At 54.5% G+C, this 23899-nt stretch carries 21 protein-coding genes; 10 read left to right on the plus strand and 11 right to left on the minus strand.

What is annotated here, in order from left to right:
- Positions 1-12: 12 nt before the first annotated feature.
- On the minus strand, positions 13-1239 hold the full coding sequence (locus K239x_RS09960; RefSeq protein ID WP_419189891.1) for an aminotransferase class V-fold PLP-dependent enzyme: 1227 nt from the start codon (positions 1237-1239) through the stop codon (positions 13-15).
- Positions 1240-1410: 171 nt separating this feature from the next.
- On the opposite strand from K239x_RS09960, the gene K239x_RS09965 reads away from it, so the two are divergent.
- Both K239x_RS09965 and K239x_RS09970 read left to right on the plus strand, forming a co-directional pair.
- A complete protein-coding gene (locus K239x_RS09965; RefSeq protein ID WP_145417668.1) occupies positions 1411-1614 on the plus strand; it encodes a hypothetical protein in 204 nt (67 codons plus the stop codon).
- Between the two features lie 77 nt (positions 1615-1691).
- On the plus strand, positions 1692-3014 hold the full coding sequence (locus K239x_RS09970) for a hypothetical protein (RefSeq protein ID WP_145417669.1): 1323 nt from the start codon (positions 1692-1694) through the stop codon (positions 3012-3014).
- Positions 3015-3052: 38 nt separating this feature from the next.
- On the opposite strand, the gene K239x_RS09975 is transcribed toward K239x_RS09970, so the two are convergent.
- The 9 genes from K239x_RS09975 to K239x_RS10015 form a co-directional block, all read right to left on the minus strand.
- Complete coding sequence (locus K239x_RS09975; protein WP_145417670.1) at positions 3053-4570, minus strand: peptidase associated/transthyretin-like domain-containing protein; 1518 nt, start codon at positions 4568-4570, stop codon at positions 3053-3055.
- Between the two features lie 4 nt (positions 4571-4574).
- On the minus strand, positions 4575-4859 hold the full coding sequence (locus tag K239x_RS09980) for a hypothetical protein (protein ID WP_145417671.1): 285 nt from the start codon (positions 4857-4859) through the stop codon (positions 4575-4577).
- 276 nt (positions 4860-5135) lie between these two features.
- Positions 5136-6425, minus strand: a complete 1290-nt coding sequence (locus K239x_RS09985; RefSeq protein WP_419189892.1) for an FAD:protein FMN transferase — start codon at positions 6423-6425, stop codon at positions 5136-5138.
- A gap of 47 nt (positions 6426-6472) precedes the next feature.
- Positions 6473-7696, minus strand: coding sequence for an NADH:ubiquinone reductase (Na(+)-transporting) subunit F (gene nqrF, locus K239x_RS09990; RefSeq protein WP_145417672.1), 1224 nt, complete (start codon positions 7694-7696; stop codon positions 6473-6475).
- 157 nt (positions 7697-7853) lie between these two features.
- Positions 7854-8495 (minus strand): NADH:ubiquinone reductase (Na(+)-transporting) subunit E, encoded by a 642-nt coding sequence (nqrE, locus tag K239x_RS09995; protein ID WP_145417673.1) that lies wholly within the window; start codon positions 8493-8495, stop codon positions 7854-7856.
- 3 nt (positions 8496-8498) lie between these two features.
- Entirely contained in the window at positions 8499-9104 is a 606-nt protein-coding gene (locus K239x_RS10000; RefSeq protein WP_145417674.1) for an NADH:ubiquinone reductase (Na(+)-transporting) subunit D, read from the minus strand.
- A 1-nt stretch (position 9105) separates the two neighbouring features.
- Positions 9106-9921: a Na(+)-translocating NADH-quinone reductase subunit C gene (locus tag K239x_RS10005; RefSeq protein ID WP_145417675.1), complete on the minus strand. Its 816-nt coding sequence runs from the start codon at positions 9919-9921 to the stop codon at positions 9106-9108.
- Positions 9911-11182, minus strand: coding sequence for an NADH:ubiquinone reductase (Na(+)-transporting) subunit B (locus K239x_RS10010; RefSeq protein ID WP_145417676.1), 1272 nt, complete (start codon positions 11180-11182; stop codon positions 9911-9913). The genes K239x_RS10005 and K239x_RS10010 overlap by 11 nt, the downstream gene beginning before the upstream one ends.
- A gap of 152 nt (positions 11183-11334) precedes the next feature.
- A complete protein-coding gene (locus K239x_RS10015; RefSeq protein ID WP_145417677.1) occupies positions 11335-12678 on the minus strand; it encodes a Na(+)-translocating NADH-quinone reductase subunit A in 1344 nt (447 codons plus the stop codon).
- A gap of 816 nt (positions 12679-13494) precedes the next feature.
- On the opposite strand from K239x_RS10015, the gene typA reads away from it, so the two are divergent.
- The 3 genes from typA (at position 13495) to K239x_RS10030 (ending at position 16734) form a co-directional block, all read left to right on the plus strand.
- A complete protein-coding gene (typA, locus tag K239x_RS10020; RefSeq protein WP_145417678.1) occupies positions 13495-15309 on the plus strand; it encodes a translational GTPase TypA in 1815 nt (604 codons plus the stop codon).
- A 285-nt stretch (positions 15310-15594) separates the two neighbouring features.
- The gene (locus K239x_RS28425) at positions 15595-16215 is read left to right on the plus strand and encodes a hypothetical protein (protein WP_419189893.1); all 621 of its coding nucleotides are present in this window, start codon (positions 15595-15597) and stop codon (positions 16213-16215) included.
- A gap of 12 nt (positions 16216-16227) precedes the next feature.
- Positions 16228-16734 (plus strand): hypothetical protein, encoded by a 507-nt coding sequence (locus K239x_RS10030; RefSeq protein WP_145417679.1) that lies wholly within the window; start codon positions 16228-16230, stop codon positions 16732-16734.
- A 54-nt stretch (positions 16735-16788) separates the two neighbouring features.
- Here the strand turns inward: K239x_RS10030 and K239x_RS10035 are convergent, their stop codons facing one another.
- Positions 16789-17304, minus strand: a complete 516-nt coding sequence (locus K239x_RS10035) for an acetolactate synthase (RefSeq protein WP_145417680.1) — start codon at positions 17302-17304, stop codon at positions 16789-16791.
- Positions 17305-17449: 145 nt separating this feature from the next.
- Here K239x_RS10035 and K239x_RS10040 point away from each other — a divergent pair, with 145 nt between their 5' ends.
- From K239x_RS10040 to K239x_RS10060, 5 genes are all read left to right on the plus strand, one after another.
- Positions 17450-17860: an acyl-CoA thioesterase gene (locus K239x_RS10040; RefSeq protein ID WP_419189894.1), complete on the plus strand. Its 411-nt coding sequence runs from the start codon at positions 17450-17452 to the stop codon at positions 17858-17860.
- Positions 17861-18089: 229 nt separating this feature from the next.
- The gene (locus K239x_RS10045) at positions 18090-20606 is read left to right on the plus strand and encodes a DUF1592 domain-containing protein (protein ID WP_145417681.1); all 2517 of its coding nucleotides are present in this window, start codon (positions 18090-18092) and stop codon (positions 20604-20606) included.
- Between the two features lie 88 nt (positions 20607-20694).
- The gene (locus K239x_RS10050) at positions 20695-22077 is read left to right on the plus strand and encodes a DUF1552 domain-containing protein (RefSeq protein ID WP_145417682.1); all 1383 of its coding nucleotides are present in this window, start codon (positions 20695-20697) and stop codon (positions 22075-22077) included.
- A 93-nt stretch (positions 22078-22170) separates the two neighbouring features.
- Positions 22171-22926, plus strand: a complete 756-nt coding sequence (ubiE, locus tag K239x_RS10055) for a bifunctional demethylmenaquinone methyltransferase/2-methoxy-6-polyprenyl-1,4-benzoquinol methylase UbiE (protein WP_145417683.1) — start codon at positions 22171-22173, stop codon at positions 22924-22926.
- Positions 22919-23575 carry a UbiX family flavin prenyltransferase gene (locus tag K239x_RS10060; RefSeq protein ID WP_145417684.1) on the plus strand — a complete coding sequence of 219 codons (657 nt, stop codon included), beginning with the start codon at positions 22919-22921 and terminating at the stop codon, positions 23573-23575. The genes ubiE and K239x_RS10060 overlap by 8 nt, the downstream gene beginning before the upstream one ends.
- Positions 23576-23899: the final 324 nt, after the last annotated feature.

The raw sequence follows: 23899 nt of genomic DNA on the forward strand, positions 1-23899 counted from the left end.
AACGAGACAAGACTAGCGAGTGGCTTGGGCGACCACATCGACCAGTCGATCCAAGTCGCTGTGGTTATTGTAGGCATGAATACTGGCTCGGATGCCACCGCCGCGGCAGCTGACGACAATCTGCTGATCCAATCCACGCTGACGAACTTCGGCTGGATCAACGCCATCGACATCAAACGTCACGATGCCGCTTTGATGTTGGCGTTTTTCGGGCAACCGTGAAGTGATTCCGATGGTCAGCAACCGTTCGTGAAGGTAGTTGGCCAAGTCGATGATCCGGTCTCCAATCGCCGACGCTCCTAGCTGATCACGCACGGTAAGGAACAATTCCAAGTTGGCCGAAAGTGCGGCGATACCGACCATGTTGGCTGAGCCGGGTTCGAAACGAGCCGCGGTGTCTCGTAGGTTGAATTCCGGCGAATTGTAATTGAAGGAATTCTTGACGCTGCCCCAGCCGACATTGCCACATCGCAGTTGGTTCAGATGCTGACGCCGAATCATCGCGATGCCCGCTCCTTCGGGGCCCAGCAACCATTTGTGACCGTCCGCCGCCAAAAAATCGACGGGCGTTTGGGCCAAATCCAGCGGATAAATCCCGAGACCTTGGATCGCGTCGAGAAAAACCAGGACATTTTTTTCGTGGGCTCGTTGCACCAGTTCGTCCACATCGATCCGGTAACCACTGGCGTAGCCAACCCAGCTGACCGCGATCATTCGGGTCGATTGGTCGACGTGCGAAATCACGTCGTCGATGCACACCTGTTCGCCTCGACGCGGCACGGTTCGGAGCTGAACGCCGCGAGTTTGCTGATTCATCCAAGGAAACAAATTGCTGGGGAATTCGCCCTCAGGCACCACAACATTGTCGCCTTCTTGCCAGGGAAAGCCTTCGGCGACCAGATTGATTCCGGTACTGGTATTGGGCACCATGCAGATCTCGTCCGCGTCGGCGCCGACCAGAATTGCCGCGTTTTTGCGGAGTTTTTCGATTTTTGCTGCCCACTGCGGCCAGACCGTATCGCCTTGCTGGGACGCCTGATCGGCAAATTCGTGGATCGCCGCCGCGGCAACCGATGGCAGCGGTCCGACGGCTGCGTGGTCCAGATAAGCCCATTTTTGGGCGATTGGCATCTGCTGCCGCCACTGCAACCAAGGATCACTGGCAGAATTCAGTGAGAAATTTGCGGCCGAGTAATTAGGCTGTGCGGGGGCTTGAGCTGTCTGATTCGTTGCCGACATCCTGGTATCCTTGGATTAATCCTTACAAACCGCTTGGGCTTCGAGAAAACGGTAATCTAGCGACCAAGCGTAGGCTTGGGAAACAGGCCTGCTAGCAACTATACTGCCAATCCGATTCGACGCTCTTTCAATACAGCTCTTCCCCCCCATCTACTTTTCTGAGGTTCATTGATGCCCAAGGCTCTCTGTCTGATTAGCCTTGTCGCGTCGATTCTGATCGTCGTGCTTTTCTTGGCCGACGCGATCATGGGGATGGCTGGAATGACGGACATTGCTCCGCTCCAGTCAGCCAGCATCATGATGGACATAACGTTCGCCGTGCTGGGCGGAATCATGGTTTTCATGAGTTGGAAAACTTACCGCGAACAGCGGTAGCATCCCGCAGCATGAACGTGGGCTGGGCGATATCTTCTAAGCATTCCGTTCTTGCCTGTTTGCTGGAGTGATCTGCAATGCGTTTTGGTCGTCGACAATTTTGCCAAGTTTCTTCTGCAGCGGTTCTGTCCGCTGGAGCATCTTCGGCCTGGGCCGAACAAAACCCGCCTACTCAAAAAGCGAACGCGTCCGAAACCGGACCACTCGAAACGTTCGTACCCTGCCGCGCGATCACTAGTGGCCAGCAGAACCACTGGTTCGGCTACTACGACAAACGCGAATTCGATCCGACCAGCAAACTGGTCCTCGCCAACCAGCTTTCTTTTGAAGGACGCAGTCCGACTGGCGACGATCAAATCAAGGTTGGTTATGTCGACACTGCCGACAACGATACTTGGCATGCTATCGGATCCAGCAACGCATGGGGTTGGCAGCAAGGTTGCATGTTGCAGTGGATGGGCAATGACGGCAAACAGGTGTTGTGGAACGACCGTGACGGCGACTCGTTTGTTTGTCGAATCTACAACGTCGCCGATCAATCCGTTCGTACGATCCCCAAACCGATCTACACGATTTCCGCCGACGGCAAGACAGGTTTGTCAGTCGATTTTCGGCGCATCGATAACTTGCGTCCCGGGTACGGTTACGACGGCCTGGCAGATCCCAATGTGGCGGTGCGTGCTCCGGCAGATTCAGGCATCTGGCGAGTTGATTTGGAGACTGGCAAAGACGAACTGATTATTTCTCTGGCCGACGTCGCTGCGATCGCTTGGCCCGATGGCGACAAACACTCTTCGGCGTGGCATTATTTTAACCACTTGCTGATCAATCCAAGTGGAACGCGGTTCACCGTGTTGCATCGCTACCGACCAGGATTTGATCCCAAAACGCTGCAGTACAAAGGTGGCTTCGTCACGCGAATGATCACCGCGAACATGGACGGTAGCGATCGATACATTCTGGATCCTTCCGGGTACACGTCGCACTTCATCTGGAAAGATGATGACGAGGTCACGATGTGGACCAAGCCCGCTGGTCAGAAAAATGGGTTTTACGAGTTCACCGATCGGACGCGAAAAGTGGTTGCGGTCGGCCAAGACAAAATGCCAACCAACGGGCACAACACCTATTTGCCAGCGCCGTACGGCGACTGGATTTTGAATGACACGTATCCAAACAAGAAAACGTCGCGGCAAACCGTGTTTCTGTATCACGTTCCCAGCGGCAGACGGTTCGACCTAGGACACTTTCCCTCGCCCAAGGCTTATCGAGGTGAATGGCGTTGTGATACGCATCCACGCTCCAGCAACGACGGGCACCTCATCGCCATCGACAGTCCGCACGACGGGGGGCGGCAGGTTTACGTGATGGATGTCAGAGAGATATTGGCGAAGGCCTAGTGCCCGTCTTGGGCATTTCGATTGGCCAAATCGCGGCCTTAGTTTTCTGCGTTTTCCGCCGCTGCATCACTGGTCAGCACAAGCGGAATTTTGGACACGACTCTTAGCGGATCGCTACCTCCACCGACAGCAACAATTTTGTAGCTGTCCGCGACCGCGTTGGATGGAATGTCCACTGCAAACGTTCCATCGGGATTGAAAGTGCCGCGTTGGTTTCCCGAAGCGCCGGTGGGACTGGTCCAATCGACATGGATCCATCTGGCACGGCGTATCGCCAAGTCGACGTCCTGGATCGTACCGCGGATGGCTTTTGCTTTGTAAACAGAGGCCTTGAGTTTGGGCAGTTTCGTATCGCCCTTTGTTACGACGAAACGGTTTTCGCTGGTCATATTGATGACTTGACCCGCCGGCGATTTTGGAATGTTCCAGTTCCAGGTTCCCGGCGTCAGTGAAACGCTGATCTGGCCCTGTTCGTCCGCGACCACTTCGATCTGATCATATGGCGCCGATTCGTAGTTGGCCAACGTGATCGAGATGCCCGGAATCGGTTCGTTCGTATCCGTGTTAGTAACGTGTCCTGTTAACGCCTGCCCTGCTTGCCCGGCCGGCGGACGGATCGTCATATCGATCGAACTTGATTCAGGACTGCCATCGGGCACGATCGTTTGCGTGTCGCGGAGTTTCTTTTTGGGATCAATCACATAGATCACAATGGGGCGACGCAGCAGGGCATGCGGAATCGTCAGTTTGCCACTACTGTCGGACTTGCCTTGGAACTCCACGCCGACTGGCAAGATGTTTTTGTTGATCGGATTGTTGGCGGCCGCGTTATTGTTTCCGGCACCGAAGTTGTTTCCATCACTGGCGACCGCTACGATCCAGTCAACGGCTGGTTCGCCATCCAGCGTCAGTGTGACGTCGATGCTTGTCGTCTCCCAAAGTTGCAGAATGTGGAATCGCTCCTTCGATAAGTCGGCGGCGAACGTTTGGCTTCCATAGCCGTCGACCGTGACGGCGATCGATCCCACGTCGGTCGGGCGCGTGCTACGTAAGATCGCCCAGCCGTCTTCGCGACTGACGGCTTGTGTTGGCTTCGACAGCGAAGCGGGCACGTTGGAGATCAAGTGTTCGTCTTGAAAGTGAACCGAGGCCAGCGTCACGACCGCATTGGCAACCGGATTTTGTTTTTGATCGACAATCCGCAAGGCTACCGGTTTCATGGGCCAGACACGGGCACGCGCAGGCAGCCAATTCATGTTCAGCGCCGCGACGGCGTACCCCGGTTTGTGAATCACGACGTATTGATTGGATTCGGCCTTGGACTTTTCTAGCTCGAACACGCCTTTGTCGTTGGTGACCGCTGCAACTGGACCTTTTTCATCGCGCGAAAACCAATTCATCCAGGCGACTTGAGCTCCTTCGATCGGTTGATTTTCGCGATCTGTGACAACGCCCTGGATCAGCTTGGCGGCGTTGTCAGAAGTGTCTTGCCCATTGGCGGCGGGCGATGCCAGCGACCAGGAAAGGGCCAGCAGGCCAACGAAACAGTGCTTCATGGTCTTACCAACGCTTGCGTTTATTACCACGACGAATTGACCGATTGGGAAACATGAATGTGATGAACCAAACAGAGAACGCAAAAATGATGACGAAGGGGATGATCAGCAGCATTTCGTGCAGCCCTACATTGCGATGCACCCACGGCGCCCAGAATGGAAGCGTAAGCAATGACGTCGCGATCACGGCAAAGCGGCGCCACGAAAACCGGTACAACGGTTCGTCAACGCTCGGTTCTTCGGAAGGTTCGTCTTGGTCCATCATGGCATCCACCAATGTAGCTACCACGCGGCGCTTGATGGAGCGCGACCGCAATGTCCGTCATGAATAATGCGTCAGAATGTGCCGCGAGTTCGCGGCACGATGGACTGCGGAAGAGGTTGTCCGATTGAGTCGGTGGAAACGGGCGTTATTGGGAATTGGCGTCGTTGCCTCCAACGGGAAGCGTTGCACTAGCAGAGGGTTCCTTCCAGCAAATGTATCGCTCCAGCAAGCGTAGCGTTCTACGCCACTCTCTTTGCCAAGTGACATCACGTGCCCAGTATTTTGGATGGCGAGAGTGAGCTACTTTGCCATCTTTTCGCGAAGCTCTTGGCAAGCGTCCGAGGGGTTGCTGCACAGTGCGCAACTGCTGCTGCCGTCTTCGTTCTGTTTGTTGGCCAGCCCTCCACAGGATCCGCTGATGGACTTGCGGCCGAAGATGACTCCCACTGCCATGGCCATCACAATCAGTGCCATCACGACGGCGGACAGCAGAATTGTCGGCAACGCGTTTTGCTGACCCAACGCCATCGCAGCTTCGCCAGTGATGGAGGCCTTTTCGGTTGCGTATTGCGCGAGTGTTCCAGTTCCCATGCGTTCGTACTTACCTTCGTTGCGGTTGATTAACAGCACACTGATTAGTTCGGACTTTGCCAGTTCCAGCCCATCGTCAGGGCCGAGCACGTTGATTGCAGTAGCCCACGCGTCCGCCATCATGCAGGATTCCGTTACGACGGAAACCGACGCCAAGGTGTGACTGATTGGCTTGGCAGTGCGAGGATCTATTGTATGCGAATATCGTTTTTCTTCATCCACAAAAAAGTTGCGATAGTCACCCGAAGTGGCCATGGATTCGTCCTCGGAAATGCTCAGCGGATGGGCGATCATCGGAGTCACAGCGTCGGCGTCGGGAAGTTGAATTCCGACGGTCCAGGGTTTCCCCGTTTTGCTGCCGCTTACTCGCACCTCGCCTCCGATTTCGACAAACACGTCCGTCGCCCCGGCCTTGGCCAACAAGGCAACGATTCGATCGACGCCGTGGCCCTTGGCGATCGCCGAAAGATCGACTTTCAAAGTAGCAACGGACTTCTTCAGCGCCGGCGGATCGAGTCGGACTTGCAAGTGTTGGTAGCCGATCGATTTTTGCAATTCGTCTAAGACAGACTGATCGGGCGCTTTACCGGTTCTTTCGCCAGGCCCAAATCCCCACGCGTTGACCAGCGGACCGACAGTGACGTCGAAGGCCCCGTTCGTTTTCTTCGCGACTTCTTGCGCAAACGCAACGACACTAGCGGTGTCACTGCTGACGTCAAACCAATCGGTTGAAAGGCTCGCGTTAAAACGACTCAGTTCGGATGTCTTCAAGTACGTCGACATCTGATCGTTGACTTGCCGCAGTTCGGCATCGATGGCGATCCGGATGTCGTCGTCGACGTCCGAACTGCCAAAAATCTTGACCATGTAGGTCGTGCCCATGGTCTGTCCGCGGAAGGTGCGGAGTGGAGCCTGCGCAAACGCATCCGACACGTGAGCGGTTAGCGCAAGGAAAAACGCGACGAAGAGTACCGTTCGTCGCGTTCTTGAATTGGTCATGCTGTTGCTGCACTAGGTTTCGCTGCATGGCAGCATGGGGAACGACACTAGCCGCCGAAGTCATCAAAGGCGATGTTCTCGGGTTCAACACCCAAGTCATCCAGCATTTTGAAGACAGCTTGGTTCATCATTGGGGGGCCGCAGATGTAGTACTCGATGTCTTCAGGGGCCGGGTGCTTGCTGAGGTAGTTATCGAGCAAGACCTGGTGAATAAATCCGACGTGGCCACTCCAGTTGTCTTCAGGCAGTGGTTCCGACAACGCAATCTCGAACTTGAAGTTCGGGAACTTCTCTTCGATTTCACGGAAGTGATCGATGTAGAACAGCTCTCGCAGACTTCGGCCGCCGTACCAATAGGTAACCTTGCGGTCAGTCTCTCGGCGTTTAAACAACTCGAAGATATGACTTCGCAGCGGAGCCATTCCGGCACCACCACCGATGTAGACCATCTCGCTTTTGGTGTCTTTGATAAAGAATTCACCGTAAGGTCCACTAATGACCGCTTCGTCACCTGGCTTCAGATTGAAGATCCAGCTGCTCATCTGGCCTGGCGGAGTCCCTTCCGGGGCACGTGGCGGTGGCGATGCAACGCGAACGTTCAGCATGATGATGCCTTCTTCGCCCGGGTAGTTGGCCATCGAGTAGGCACGGACGACTTCTTCATCGACTTTGGACACATAGCGCCAAACGTCGTACTTGTCCCAGTCTTCGCGATACTCTTCTTCGATGTCAAAGTCTTTGTAATTGACAACGTGCGGCGGGCATTCGATTTGGATGTATCCACCCGCTTTGAAGCCAACTTCTTCGCCAGCTGGTAATTCCAGTACCAGCTCTTTGATAAAGGTCGCGACGTTGCGATTGCTACGAACTTTGCAGGTCCATTTCTTCGTGTCGAATGCTTCGGCGGGCACTTCAACCGTCATGTCTTGCTTGACCGCCACCTGGCAAGAAAGTCGTTCGCCCTCGGCGGCTTCCTTCTTGCTGATGTGGTCTTTTTCAGTCGCCAGAATCTCGCCGCCGCCTTCGTAGATTTTGACTTTGCATTGAGCGCATGTACCACCACCACCGCAGGCACTGGAGACGAACACTCCCGCGTCAGCGAGGGCACCCAGCAGTTTGCCGCCGGCAGGGATTTCGATCTCTTTTTGTTCGTTGATCATGATTTTGACCGGGCCAGTTGCCACCAATTGGCTTTTGGCTCCCAAAATCAAAAAGACCAGCGCGAGCACGACGATCGTAAACATCGCGACGCCAAGTAAAACGGTTCCCATCAGTAATCGCTCGTCAGGAAGTTGTTTGTTTGTGAGTATTTTTGTTCGCCGACAGTGTTGTCAGCAATCCCAAGTGAGCCGACGGCGCTAGCCGCGGGCAATCAGAGTGAGGAAGGCCCGTGGCTAGCGCCAGCGGCTCACAAGGGAGGCAATGTTCTTAAAGCTGGATACCGCTGAAGGACATGAAGGCCAAAGCCATCAAGCCAACCGTGATAAACGTAATTCCTAAACCGCGAAGCGGTGGGGGAACGTCACTGTATTTCATTTTCTCGCGAATGCCGGCCAGTGCCGCGATCGCCAGAGCCCAGCCAATTCCGCAACCAACTCCGTAGGTGATTGATTCACCGAAGTTGTAGTTGCGTTCTTGCATGAACAGGGATGCACCCAAGATGGCGCAGTTCACGGTGATCAGAGGCAGGAAAATGCCCAGGGTGTTGTAAAGAGCAGGGATGTACTTATCGAGGAACATTTCCAAAATCTGAACCATCGCGGCGATCACGCCGATGTAGCTGATGAAGCCCAGGAAGGTCAGGTCGACCGTGGAAAAGTCGATCGAACCGGTCGACACGCCCAGGTCGTTGACCCATCCCATGGCACCTTTCTTCAGGAACCACGAATAGATCACTTGGTTGGCCGGCACAGTAATCGCTTCGATCACGATCACCGCCATGCCAAGCTGAATGGCCGTCTTGACGTTTTTGCTGATCGCCAAAAACGTACACATGCCCAAGAAGAAGGACAGTGCGAGGTTTTCGACGAAGACCGCCTTCATGAAAATGCTGAGGTGTGTTTCTAACATGGTTTAAGCTTCCTCAATCTGAGCGGGTTTGATCGCGCGGATGATCCAGATTAGGAATCCGATCAAGAAGAACGCACTGGGTGGCAACAGCATCAAACCGTTGTTGGTGTAAGCGTCGGGCATGATCTGGATGCCAAACAATGTTCCGCTGCCAAACAGTTCGCGGAAGAAAGCAACAAACAGCAGAACTAGTCCATAGCCCAGTCCGTTTCCGATTCCGTCCAAGAAGCTCAAGAACGGATTGTTCTTCATCGCGAATCCTTCGGCACGTCCCATCACGATACAGTTGGTGATGATCAGTCCGACGAATACCGACAGCTGTTTGCTGATATCAAACAGGTAGGCTTTCAAAATTTGATCCACCACGATCACCAGCGATGCGATCACGGTCATCTGCACGATGATTCGGATGCTGCTGGGGATGAATTGGCGAATCGCACTGACGGCCAAGTTGCTAAATGCTGTCACCGCGATAACGGCGATCGACATTACAACCGATGTTTCCATCTTGGTTGTCACGGCCAGTGCCGAACAGATACCGAGGATCTGTAGGGCGATTGGATTGTTATCTACTAGCGGATCTAGCAGAACGTCTTTTGCTTTAGGCATATTATTTGTCCTCTGCTCCGCTACCTGATTTCATTTTGTCCAAGTACGGGCCAAATCCATCATCGCTGGCCCAGTAACGCAAAAAGTTTGTCACGCCACGACTGGTAATCGTTGCACCGGAAAGTCCATCGACGGCATACTCGTTGCCCGATGGTGCAGGTCCTTTCCACACGACTGCGGCGGGTTCGCCTTTGTCGTCGTAGAGTTTCTTGCCTTCCCACTGAGCTTTCCACGAAGGATTATCGACTTCACCGCCCAAGCCCGGAGTTTCACCGTGCTCGTAAAACGTCAATCCTTGAATCGTTTCGTAGTCACTCTTCAAAGCCATGTAGCCACGAAGTGTTGACCAAAGGCCTTTTCCGTAGACGGGCAACACGACTTGTCGAATGCCTTCTTCGCCGGGTTTTCTGACTAAGTAAACCTTCGAGACTTTCTCGCGGTACTTTTCGCCGGGATCGAACAACGGTTCTTGGCCGTTAATCGAAACGCCCTTCTCTTTGTTGGCGAATTCCTTGGCGTCGTATTTTTTGATGTCGAACTCGTCGGTGTATTCACCGGTCTCCAGGTCGACCAATCGAGGCTCGATCCACTGGCTGAGTTCTTCGATTTGTTCGCGACTGAGATCTTTGGCTTGTTTGCCATACTCTCCCGTCGACAATCCTGTGGCATCCAGAATGTTCTTCTGTTGATCCAGGATCTTGTTAGCTTCTTGTTTCGGACGCAGTGCCACTGCCGCGGCGCTCACCACCAGCGAGCAAACGACGCACAAAATTCCCGCGATCAACACGGTTCCGATGGTTGAATCTTTAGGCGGCATAACGGGCGACCCTCCGGCGTACGTTGGCTTGGACGACAAACCAGTCAATCAGCGGAGCAAAGACGTTGCCGAACAGAATCGCCAACATGATGCCTTCCGGGAAAGCTGGGTTAATACAACGAATCAAGATGGTCATGAATCCGATCAAGAATCCATAAATCCATTTTCCGGTTTCGGTCATCGACGCACTGACTGGGTCTGTCGCCATGAATACCAGGCCGAACGCCAGTCCACCGATCACCAAGTGCCAGTAGAAAGGAACGGCCAACATTGCATTGGTGTCCGAAGCGATACCGTTTAGCAATGATGCCGTCACAACGACGCCACCGATCACTCCGGCCATGATTTTCCAGGATCCAATGCCGGTGGCGATCAAGATCACGGCACCGACAAAGCAAAGCAATGCACTGGTTTCGCCAATGCAGCCTTGGATCGTTCCCAGGAAAGCATTCATCCAGGTAATCGGTTCGCCTTGACCCCAGACGTATTCGATGGTCGATAGCGACGCAATCGCTGGGTTTCCTTCGGCGACAGCAGGTGCACCAGCCATTTGGCCCAGTGCGGTGGCTCCGCTGAATCCATCGGCCGCAGTCCAGACTTTGTCACCGGAGATTTGACCGGCATAGGCAAAGTACAAAAACGCGCGACTAGTAAGAGCGACATTCAAGAAGTTACGACCGGTTCCGCCGAAGACTTCTTTGGCCACAACGACCCCAAACGTGATCCCGATAGCGACTTGCCACAGTGGGATCGTGGCTGGCAAGGTGAGCGGGAAAAGTAACCCCGTCACCAGGAAGCCTTCGTTGATTTCGTGACCTCGCAGCACACTGAAGACCGCTTCGACGTGTCCCCCGACAAACATGCAAACGATGTAGATCGGTAGGAAGTGAAGCAATCCGAGCGTGAAGTTGTCCGCAATACTACCAGGGTCGTTCTCGAACCCGATCATGTGATGAATGTCGTGGTGCCAATCACCATCGTGATCGATCCCCGCGTCTTTCATGCTTTGGATGGCTGTGTTCGCTTGGTATCCGGTGTTCCACATGCCGAACAACGTGACGGGGATCAACGCGAAGACGACCGTAATCATCATTCGTTTAAGGTCGATGCCATCCCGCACGTGTGTCGTGCCGTGAGTGATCTCACCCGGTGTGTACAGAAACGTATCAAGCGCTTCGTACATCGGATACGCGAATGCAAGCGGCCCGCCTTTGGCAACCAAAGGATGGACTTTGTCGAGTGCGTCGCGGAGTGCTTTCATGTGCCAAGCTTTCCGATTTCAGACTGGTCTAAATGGTGTGTAATTTGTATGGGTGAGCCGCTGGCGTTAGCAGCGTGCCCTTTGCCAAACCGATTCCATGTCGCAATCCCGCGGCGAGTGCCGTCGGTTCACGAGGAATGGATTTGACGCGTCTAACCTTCTCGCTGAATCGTCGTCAGATTGTCTCGTAGCAACGATCCGTATTCATATTTTCCAGGGCAGACAAACGTGCAAAGTGCGATGTCTTCTTCCTCTAACTCCAATGCGCCCAGACTTTGAGCTTGATCCGTGTCACGACAAATCAAGGCTCGCAGCAGTTGAGTCGGCAAGATGTCCAACGGCATGACTTTTTCGTAAGTTCCCATTGGTACCATCGCTCGTTCGCTGCCACCGGTCGTGGTGGTCATGTCGAACTTGGTGCCGGGCAAACCTGCCGAAGCGAAGATCTTTGTCGTGGAATACTTGTCAAAACCGGGTTTCTGCCAGCCCAGGAATTCGCGTTCGTCGCCTTCTTTTAAGACAGAAACTTGATTGTGAAAACGTCCCAAGAACTGATGCGGGGCGTTGGCCGTTCGGCCACAAAGCACACTGCCCGAAATCGGACGGAACTTGACGTCTTCGATTTCACCATCAATCAGTTGCGAGATGTCAGCCCCGATGCGTGTCTCTAGCAACCGAGGCTGGTTCACGATCGGACCGGCCAGCGAAATGATTCGGCGAGTGTCCAATACGCCGTGTGTCAGCAACGCCCCAATCGCGACCACGTCTTGATAATTGATGTACCAGACGGTTTTTGTCGGGCCGACGGGATCCAGCATATGGATGTGCGTGCCCGCCAAACCGGCTGGGTGTGGACCACTGAATGATTCGACTGAAACGCCATCGATGCCGACACCGGGGATTTCGCTGCCTTCGCCTTTGCAGACAAAAACCTTTCCATCGGTCAGCTGAGTCAGAGCTCGTAGCCCGAGGCTAAATTGATCTTTGCGGTCGGCCATCGCAACGACGGGGTCCGCACACAATGGATTGGTGTCGATTGCCTGAACGAAGATCGAACTCGGCACTGAACCGGGAGCTGGGATCTGGCCAAACGGACGAGTCCGGAGCGAGGTCCACAGACCGCTGGTGGTCAGTCGCTCGGTAACACCGTCGCGTCCGATCGCGCCGGGGTCGGAGCCTTTGGCACCTTCAAATTCGATTCGGTCATCGCCATCGACATCGATTACGATCGATTCGAACTTGCGTTTTTCACCGCGATTAACTTCGCTGACGGTTCCCGAGGCAGGCGAGGTGTAGACCACGCCTTCGGTTTTTTTGTCCGAGAAGAGTACCTGGCCGCATTTTACGCGGTCCCCAACTGTCACTTGCATGGTTGGTTTCATGCCGACGTAATCATCGCCGATCAAACCAACACGCGTGACGTGTTTAGCGGGTTCAATCCGCTGCTCAGGGCATCCAGTAATAGGAAGGTCTAGACCTTTTTTGATGACTGTCATCGTTTCGACGTGCTCATTGGCATGAATTTCGTGCATCAACCACAGCACACCGACAAACAAGCGGCACGGCATTTCATGCAGGAAACGAGCCGGAGGAAAAGCTTGTGAAATATTTCACAAAGTCATTCCGGGCAAAAGCCCGCCATATCGAGTCATCCGACTCAGCGGGCTTCCAATCAGGCTCATCTTGGCAGTCATCAAACGTTTGCAACGTCTGCGGCCGCACTCCATCGCATTGATTTGCCGTGTTTTTTAACGCATCAAAAAGATCGGGGCGGACATCTACTTCCTGCGAACCGCCATCGACCGATTCGGTGTGTCACCACATCGGCGTGCAAGGTTTGAAATATTACATAGCGAGTCAAAAGTCGCAACGGCATAGTGGCCGCATTGCCAGTCGAATTGCAACCATTTGCCTGTATCTGGTTGCGGTGTCCCGCAACCCGCCCGTAGGTCACCCTTTCGGTCGCGCTGCTGATCAGAAGCGTCGCTGCAATGATTTGCCGCAGCGGTTGATATGTGCGAGCTGATCACTAAGTGAACGCACGCCCCCGTGATGATCGTTAACGCTCCGCTGGGTCGCATCCGCTGGCTTGCTATTTCGCAGATGCTCAAGAATCGCCACACTTCTGAACCAAAACCCATGCCTGTCATGAGCGATCATTTCCGCTCGAGCAGCCATTTCAACTCAGACGCGAACCGCCAGCGAGCGACGAGGCAAAAATCCTGCCGCTCTCTGGCGGTTCGCGTTGAGAAACTGACTTTACGGCTTGGGGATTATTCGTTCGCGTCCTTTGAAAATTTGAGTCCTGTCCGTTGCGCCGCACCGACATCCGAAACGTCGTCATCATCGCCCACGTTGACCACGGAAAAACCACCCTCGTCGATTGTCTTCTGCGTCAAAGTGGCCAGTTCCGCGACACCGAACTCAAAGGCGAACGAATTCTCGATTCGAACGACCTGGAACGCGAACGTGGCATCACGATTCTTTCCAAAAACATCGCGATCCCGTATCGCGGCGTCAAAATCAACTTGATCGACACTCCAGGTCACGCTGACTTTGGCGGCGAAGTCGAACGGGTCGTCAAAATGGCCGACGGTTGCCTTGTGCTCGTCGACGCCGCCGAAGGCCCGATGCCACAAACCCGCTTCGTGCTCGAAAAAGCTCTGGAAGCCGGCGTGCAGCCGATTTTGGTCGTTAACAAAGTGGACCGACCGGACGGGCGTCCCACCGAAGCTCTCGATGAAGGCTTGGAATTGCTGGCCGACTTGGGCGGCGAAGACATTCTGGATGACGTCAAGTACGTCTATACCAGTGCCAAAGAAGGCTACGCGACGACGGATCCCGAATCGCCAACGACTGACATGCGTCCGTTGCTGGACTTGATCGTCGACTCCTTGCCCGGGCCTGAAGTGGACGCTGATGCTCCGCTGCAAATGATGGTCACGACGTTGGACTGGAGCGAGTACGTTGGCCGAATCGCGGTGGGACGCATCAATGCAGGCACGATCCAGGCCGGTCAAACCATCGAACTGCATCAAACAGGTGGCCCCAAGAAGCAAAAGATCGCCGCGCTCTACACGTTTGACAATTTGGGGCGGGCAGCGGCTGAACAGGCCGAAGCCGGCGACATTGTTTCGATTGAAGGTCTGCTGGACGTTGAAATCGGCGACACGATTAGTGCGGTCGACGCGGACAACGCTCTGCCGCGACTGACCGTCGATGAACCAACTTTGGAAATGGTGTTTAGCGTCAACTCGTCACCCATGGTTGGTCGTGAAGGCAAGTATGTGACGACGCGTCAAATCAAAGGACGTTTGGAAAAAGAACTGGAACGCAACGTGGCGTTGCGAGTCGAAATGGTGCCAGGCACCGAAGCGTACGCTGTCAAAGGCCGCGGCGTTTTGCACCTGGCGATTTTGATCGAAACCATGCGCCGCGAAGGTTACGAACTGAGCGTCGGAAAACCTCGCGTGATTTTCAAAACGGTCGACGGCAAAAAGCACGAGCCGTTTGAAACTTTGCGAGTCGAAGTTCCTACCGACGCGATGGGCCCAGTCATGGAGTTGGTCGGTCACCGCCGCGGACAGTTGGACGAGATGGCACAGCGCGGCGATTATAGTTTGTTAAGTTTTACGATCCCGTCGCGTGGATTGATCGGGCTGCGAACACGTTTGCTGAACGCGACTCGCGGAACAGCGATTATCAATCACCGGTTCGAGAGCTATCGCCCATTCGAGGGTGATTTGCCAAGCCGAGCCAACGGGGTCTTCATCTCGATGGTCCCCGGAAAAGCGGTGCCGTTCGCGATGTTCAATTTGCAGGACCGCGGCGAATTTTTGATTCCGCCAGGCGTCGAAGTCTACGAAGGAATGATCGTGGGTGAGAGTGCGCGTGACAAAGACGTCACCGTGAATCCCTGCAAGGAAAAGAAGCTGACCAACATGCGAGCTTCGGGGAGCGACGAGAACGTCTCGTTGAAGCCGCCGCGCGACATGGGCTTGGAAGCAGCTTTGGAGTACATCGAAGAAGACGAGCTCGTCGAAATTACTCCCGAGAACATTCGTCTGCGAAAGATCTTGCTCAAAGAAGCTGATCGTCGCCGCCAAGGCCGAAGCGCGTCGGCGTAAGTAGCAAGTCTGATCTCGGTTTTTCCGTTTGACTGCTCCACTGCGCATAGTCGTATGGGCGAAGTTTTTGCGTTTGAATTCGCGATTGTTTTTATGTCCTAGGTCCTTATTGGCGACTTAGGCACAGAGGGCGATTTGCGAAGGTGCAAGCGTGGTTGCGGGTTTGAACCGGAGGGCGTGCTTTGCCGATTCCCTGGCACAAACTTTCGTGCTGAACCAAACGGAACGGATCGCGTATCATTAGTGCAACAACACTTTTTGCACTTACACACGCAGGGACATTCGATGCGAATCACTCAAGTTACTCACGCATTTTTGCTGGGCTTTTGCCTGGTTGGTTTCACGGGTTGCGGTGGCGACACCGCCACCGAACCGGTCGCCGAATCGCATTCGGAACATGATCATGACCACGGTGACCATGATCATGAAGGTCATGATCACGATGAGCATGCGGGCCATGATCATGAAGGGCACGACCATGATGGAGACGGGCACGATGATCACGCGACTACCAAACAGATCGATGCCAGTGCGGCAGGCCTGACGACGGACGACTTGGTGTCGCTGGACGAACCGCCGTTGCCCGAAAGTTACAGCGCCGCTGTCGCTGAGCTGGATAAATTGTCATCCAAGATCGCGCAGCAAATCAAAAGCGGCGACATCAAGGACGATCACGGGGCGTTGCATGGCGTGTCCGCTTTGCTGGATGGCGTCGATGCACTTGCTAATAAGTCTTCGATGGATTCGGACGCCAAGGAAGCGATTCATCAGTCGGTCGAAAAACTCTTGGATGCCTACGGTGACGTCGACTATCGACTGCACGATTCCAGTAAGGGAAAAGACTACTCGGATGTTGCCGAGCAGATCCAGTCAGCGATCAAAACGCTTCAAAGTTACGCTAAGTAAACGATAGAAATCATGTTTCGAACGAGCACTTTTTTCGCGGTCGTGTTGTTGGCGGCCGTCGGTTGCCATTCGTCTACGGACACCGGTTTGGACGAGCAGCGCGATGCGTTGATGCTGTCACAGGAGCCTGCCGATGCGATCACTCCCACGGACGCGATCGAAGCGGCCAGTGATTCAGTCGAGCTCACGTTGGCGGGGCGCATTCACGCTGGCGACATTGATCCGTTCCAAGCTGGTCAAGCCGCGTTCATGTTGACGCAGTTGCCAGATGAAGGCCACGGTGCCGACGATCCTGACCACGCCGACAACTGTCCGTTTTGTAAACGACGATTAGAAAAGGCGCCCAAGGCAATCGTTCAGTTCAAGGACGACGACGGCAAAGTGCTTGATGTCGATGCCAAAGAGTTGTTCGGTATCAAGAAAGGTGACGCCGTGGTCGTTCGCGGAAAGGTCGCTTACCAGGAAGCGACCAACACGCTGACAGTCGACGCGACGGGCTTGTTCAAACGCAAGTCGTAGCGAAGCAGCGAGCCTGACTCACTAGCCGGCCACAGGTCGCTGGTTGGATAAGGGTCACTGTTCGACGGTTGGGTCGTCTTCCAGGTCGCCTTCGGTGATGATGGTGAATCCTTCTTCGGTCAACGTCTCCATCGCCATTTCGATGTTTTCCACCATGATCGCGACGGCAGGTTTGCCGTTGGGCCGAATGATCAACGGGTACGCCTGGATGATGTTCAGTTCCGCCTGCAGCAATGCCGTGCAAACGCGTAGCAGTGGTTGAGGGCCTTCGGGCAGTTCCACCCCGACCAGATCGGTTTCGATCATTGCCAGCCCGCTTCGCTCCAGGATCTCACGTCCACGGTCGGCATCGCTGACCAGAAACCGTACAAAAGCACATTCCGCAGCGTCGCTAATGGAAAGGGCGCAGATGCGAATTCCGGTGCCTTCAAAACGACGGACAACTTCTAGAAGCTGTCCGACGCGGTTTTCTAAGAAGATAGTGAACTGCCGTATTGCGGGGTAATTTCTACCGCGAATGGTTTCAAAATCAGTTCCACTCGAAGAGCCTGATCCCTTATCAAAACTCATCACAAACTCTTTCGTTATGGGCGTACATGGGCGTCAGGTAGTACCTGAATCGACGCAAGTGTAGGCTGCCACAATGGTAAGGGTCAATTGAGACACGGTCGGCGAGCAATCGACGCGGCCTTGCACCGGCGTGAAGGAGCATCAGATGACGCAAAAAGGCAGCATGGGACTGTATTCCGCCCACCAAATTCAAATTCGTGTCGGCTATCACGAAACCGACGGACAGCGACGGGTTCATCACGCCAATTACCTAAATTACTTCGAACGCGGGCGTGTCGAAATGCTGCGAGCGGTCGGATTGAGCTACAAAGCCTTGGAGGACGCCGGGAATATGCTGGTCGTCACCGAGATGAATGTGCGGTATTCCGCCGCGGCCGAATTCGACGATTTGTTGACGTTGACGACCAAAGCAATCGAAATCCGCAAAGTTCGCATCCGTCACCATTACCAGATCCATCGCGATGACGAACTGATTGTCGACGCAGACTCCACAATCGCTTGCATTAACAGCAGCGGAGCCCCAAGTCGTCTGCCGCCAGAATTTTCGCGGTTTTGACTCGCCGGGGATTGGTCTGACCCTCAGCGGAGTGTGTGCGTGTGATCACTTCGCCAAGTTCTGAGTTGGCATCATTCGACGGTTCTTCTACAATAAAGCGAGTCGACGAGTTGCGACCTTCGCATCGGTTGGCTCCTACCTAGAATCCCTCCCCACAGGCCAAGACTGGTTTTTCGTACTTAGGACGATTGACCAAAGCAATTTCCCTGGCCGATCTATCCCTCCTGGAATGTCCTCACTCGTGATCGATCACCTGATCGCTGCACGACGGCGATTGCTTGCTGCAATCCTGTTGATGCTCTGCATTCATACGCCAACGACCCAATCGGTCGTCGCTGACGAAGTGTCTCAAGCGACGGCTGCCAAGGAAGCGACCAGCGATTGGAAGAAGACTGGCTGGCCGATGGTCAAGCGATTCTGCATTGACTGTCACAACGCTGACTACCAAGAAGCCGAAATTGATTTGAGCCTGCTAGAGAATCTTGACGGAACGGATTCGTCCAGCGCATCGATGCAGCGAGTCTTGGAAATGGTCCGTTTTGGTGCGATGCCGCCTGACGATTCCGATTTGCCAACCGATAGCGAGCGAAAAGAAATGGTGCGGTCGATTGACCGCGCGTTGTTCAGCGTCGTGTGCGACATGCGTCCACGACCGGGCAAAGTGACCGCGCGTCGATTGAACCGTGCCGAGTACAACAATTCGATTCGCGATTTGTTTGGAATGGATTTGCGTCCCGCCGATAAATTTCCGTCCGATGAAGTCGGCGCGGGTTTTGACAACAACGGCGACGTCCTTTCGCTTTCGCCGCTGCAAATCGAAAAGTACATCGCAGCGGCTGAATCGGTTGCCGAAAAAGTCATCATCGATCCTGCGACTTTGCCACAAATGGAGCTTTCCATTGCACCGGATCAAATCTTGGTTCATGGCGATACACGAACGGGCAGTTTCAACGGTCGCTTTCTTGCGCCCGACGCGTTTGCATGGGTTGACGTCACAGTACCGGTCAAAGGCGAATACGAAGTTCGTGTTCGCGGCGGTAAGACGTCCAAAGGCAAACCCAAGACCAACGTTGCGGTGTACGACGAACGAGGTACTTTGGTCGAACTGGATGACTTGGAGTACTACGGCGGCAGTGGTCGCGCCGATACCTTTCGCTTTCACGTCAATTTGAGTAAAGGAAAGCACCGGTTCGCGATGGAGCCTTTGGAAGAGAAACCCGAGGGGTTGAAAATAGGCAAGACTTATTCCAAACGTTTCGACACGATGGACAAAAAAGTGGTTCGTGATGCTCACGAACGCCGCAAGAAACCGCTCAAGCCGGATCGCGATATTGAGCCGAGTGATTTTCCGTTCATGCTTCGAAGTGTCGAAGTCGAAGGGCCGATCAAGACGCCAACTCATCTGCTGCCTCCGTCGCAGTCAAAGATCATTCGCCGAACCGCGAGCTATTCGCGAGGAAAATGGAGCAAGGTTGAGGAAGCGGCCAAGGAGAGCTTGAAGCCGTTGATGCAGCGTGCTTTTCGTTCGGATGTCAGTGACGAAGAAGTCGCTCGATACGCGAAGCTGGTTCAGATGATGTGTGACCGTGACAAGAGCTACTACCGCGGCATGCAGGTCGCGGTCAGTGCGATCCTGACTTCGCCACGATTTTTGTTTCGAGTCGAAACGCCCCCTGAAGACTGGAAGGCCGATGGTGACGACAACTCCGCTCCTTTGACTCAGCACCAACTTGCCACGCGGTTGTCGTATTTTTTGTGGAGCAGCACGCCGGATGATTGGTTGCTAGCCGAAGCTGGGAAGAACCGGCTCAACGAAAAAAACATGGACGCGGTCGTTCGCCGGATGTTGGCGGATCCAAAGTCCGAGACGCTATCGAGTCAGTTTGCCGCACAATGGTTGGGGCTGAGGAATTTGGCGGAACACGAAGCCGATACAAAAATGACGTTCAAAGATTTTGACCCGAAGCTGATCGGTGCGATGTCGCGCGAGACGGAGATGCTGTTTATGCATATGGTCCGCGAAAACAAGCCGGTCGCTGAAATGTTGACTGCCGATTACACGTTTTTGAACGGCGACTTGGCTCGCCATTACGGCATGAAACTGGATGCCGAAGAATTCCAAAAGGTCTCACTGAAGGGAACGCCTCGTCGTGGCATCCTGGCTCACGGCAGCATGCTGACGTTGACCAGTAATCCGACACGCACGTCGCCCGTCAAACGTGGCAAATGGATTTTAGAAAATGTGCTCGGAACGCCTCCGCCAGATCCACCAGCCAACGTGCCCGAATTGGACGAAGCGAAAGTGGCAAGTCAAAACGCGTCGCTGCGTGAACAAATGGAACTGCACCGCGAATCGCCTTCGTGTTCGTCTTGCCACCGAGTCATGGACCAACTGGGGTTCGGGCTGGAGGAATTCGATGCGATCGGACGATACCGGAAGATGGACGGAAAGCTAAAAGTCGATGCGAGTGGCGTTTTGCCGGGCGGACGAAAGTTTGCCGGGGCCGCTCAATTGAGTGACGTGCTGGGAAAAACCGAGCGTGAAGCGTTTGCAAAAACCGTGACCGAACGTTTGTTGACGTTTGCGATTGGCCGCGAGCTTTCGCCATCGGATCGCTGCGTGGTGGACGAAATTGTTTTGGGTACACGCCCAAATGATTTCCGGTACGTCGACATTATCCTTGCCGTCGTTAGAAGTCGTCCGTTTCAGTTTTACGATTGGCAACCGCCCTCCCCTTCATCCTAGTGCGCAGCAATACAAAACGCTGGCACTACAAAACTAAGACGTTCTCCCCATCAAACAATCACACCTCGACTCGAGTAGAATAAAGATCATGAATAATTCAAACGATCCGAAGCCTCTGCATCGTAAAAATGTCGACCCCAAACTGGTTGATCGGCGCACGCTCTTGCGTGGTGCCGGACTAGCCGTTGGGCTGCCGCTGCTTGAAGCGATGACGCCGATGGCTCGCAGTGCGTTTGCTGCGGGCAAGCCGGAATCGGCGCCGGTGCGAATGGCGTGTGTGTTCTTTCCCAATGGCGTGATCGTTCCGGATTGGACGCCTGACGGCAAAGGCAAAGGTGATCAATGGAAACTTTCCAAGACGCTCAAACCGCTTGCTCCGTACAAATCAAAGATTAATGTGCTGGGCAATCTTGCTCACGACAACGGCCGCGCTCATCGCGATGGCGCCGGCGATCACGCTCGATGTGCCGCCACGTATCTGACCGCAGCGCGACCCGTCAAAACTAGCAGCAACATCCGCATCGGTGTCTCGGTGGATCAACTTGCTGCTTCTCAGTTGGTTGGCAAGACTCGGTTGCCATCGATCGAACTGGGCTTGGTTGGTAGCCGCAACGCGGGAAGCTGCGACTCGGGATACAGCTGTGCATATTCGTCCAATATCTCGTGGCGCAACGAGACGACTCCCATGCCGAAAGAGGTGACTCCGCGAGCTGCCTTTGATCGAATGTTTGCCAGCGGTGATGTGGGGGATCGACGCGAGCAAAATTTTGTTCGCCAAAGCATCTTGGATGTGGTTCGCGACGACGCGCAGCGAATTATGAAGCGAGTGGGCGCGACCGACCGACGAAAACTGGACGAGTATTTCACCAGCGTCCGCGAAATCGAACAACGGATCGTGGCATCAGAACAGCAAGACGCTGCTGCCATGCCTGATTTGGACGTGCCGCACGGCCGCCTCGAATCGTTCCGCGAACATGCTCGGCTGATGTATGACATCATGGCGGTGGGGTTCGAGACCGACACGACGCGAGTGGCCACGCTGATGTTGGACCGCGCCGGCGGTAACCGCCGCTACACAGAAATCGGTGTCAACGATGATCACCACGGCATGAGCCACCACCGCAACAAAGCCGAGCTGGTGGAGAAACTGTCCAAGATTGATCATTATCTGGTGGAGCAGTTCGCCTATTTCCTGGGCAAGCTGGATTCGATCAAAGACGCCAACGGAACCCTGTTGGACCAATCAATGATCCTGTACGGCAGTGGAATCAGTGATGGGAATCGTCACCGGCACGAAGACTTGCCTTTGGTGTTGGCTGGTGGAGCAGGCGGCCGGATCGAAACCGACCGGCACATTGCACCCGGCGGCGAAATTCCGATGGGCAACCTGTTTTTGTCAATGTTGGACATTATGGGAACACCGTCCGAATCGATTGGTGACAGCAGCGGTCGGCTGGATCAACTGGCGTAAGCAACGCCGCTGGCGCGAACGGGGTTATGCATTGGCAGCGGATGCGGTTCAATAGGCAATCGCTATGTCCGTATCCTTTCTGACCGCAATTTTATGGCTACCGCCCAACTGCCTCCCTCAGAAAACGCATCTCAGCTTGATAAAAGCAATTCTCGTGTCCGAGAAATGTTCCGTCAGATCGCGCCGCGATACGATCTGATGAACCACGTCTTGTCGGCGAATGTCGACAAGTACTGGCGCTGGCGTGCGGTTCGTCGCTTAAAAATGAATTCAGGTAGCCCCGTGCTGGATACCTGCACCGGCACCGGTGACTTGGCGATCGCGATTGCCGGCAAGGCTCCCGAAAACGTCGACGTGGTCGGAACCGACTTTTGTTTTGCGATGCTGGAAATCGCGCGTAAAAAGACAGCTGCCGACGACATCGTTTTCTTGGAAGCGGATTCGCAGCAGTTGCCGTTCGACGACAATTCATTTCAATGCGTGACGGTCGCGTTTGGTCTGCGAAATGTGGCTGACACGGATCGTGGAATCACCGAGATGACGCGAGTCTGTCGCCCCGGAGGCCAAGTGATGGTGCTCGAATTTTCCCGGCCGCGTTTGATTGGGCTTCGGCAGATTTATGGATTTTACTTCACGCACGTCCTGCCTCGAATCGGTCAGCTGTTCGCACGCAACGACAAGTCTGCGTACAGCTATCTGCCTGAATCGGTGGGCCAATTTCCCGACGGGCAAGCGTTGGCAGATCGCATGATCGCTGCAGGACTAAAAAACGTCGGGTTCAAGTCAATGACATTTGGCGTAGCGACGATCTACGAAGGCTTCAAACCAGGTGAATCCAGCAATGCCTGATAATGGCGAGAATCGAATCGTCCTGGCAATCACTGGAGCAAGCGGCGCGATCTATGCCATCCGACTGCTGGATGCATTGTGTCGAAGTGATTTAGAAATTCATTTGACGATCAGCCCCAGTGGTGCAGCCGTCATCGGCGAGGAAACGGGGCTCGCGGTCGATGTTCGCAAACCTAACTTGATCGAGCTAATCAGCCACGTGCCGAAGTGGTCTTCGGTGGCGAAGCCTGATGCAGCAAAGTTGGAAACAGCGATTTCGCAGCGTGTCCGCTTTCATCAGTACGATGACTACATGACTCCCATTGCCAGCGGATCCTTTCGAACGCGAGCGATGGTCGTGTGTCCCTGTAGTGGTAGTACGCTAAGCGGGATCGCTCGCGCCGCTTCAACGAACTTGGTCCAGCGTGCTGCCGAAGTCCATTTAAAAGAACACCGTAAGCTCGTGTTGGTGCCTCGCGAAACTCCGCTCAGTTCGATCGCGCTGGAGAACATGCACCGGCTTTCCGTCGCCGGAGCCGTCCTGCTACCAGCGATGCCAGGTTGGTATCACGGAGTGGACTCGCTCGATTCATTAGTCGATTTTGTTGTCAGCCGGATTCTGGATCAGCTGCAAATCGACAACAGCATGATCGCTCGTTGGGGCGAATAGAGCGGCCGCGATCGATGGACGCGCGTTCTTCGCTGTTAGCCGCCTGCCGAGGACGGAGCGTTAGCCCAATTTGGTGTCGAAGCAAAAACGCGATTGGGGGCGATCATTGGCGGCATCGGTGCTCGCGAAACTTTTCACGGCAACGCATGGGAACTTCGGAACGAAAAGAAGTTCGCTTTACCGAAATCATCGCGGACAAAAGTCTGTAAAGTTGCCGTGCTCGGTCCGCCTAACGCGTCTCGGTTGGCAGGATGTACTTGCCCCAGCGCCCTCGCAAAATTATAGTAACAGTATGGGACGTCTCGTTTTTGCAATCCTGTTGTG

The sequence above is a fragment of the Stieleria marina genome (assembly GCA_007741555.1).
Classification (GTDB): Bacteria; Planctomycetota; Planctomycetia; order Pirellulales; family Pirellulaceae; genus K23-9.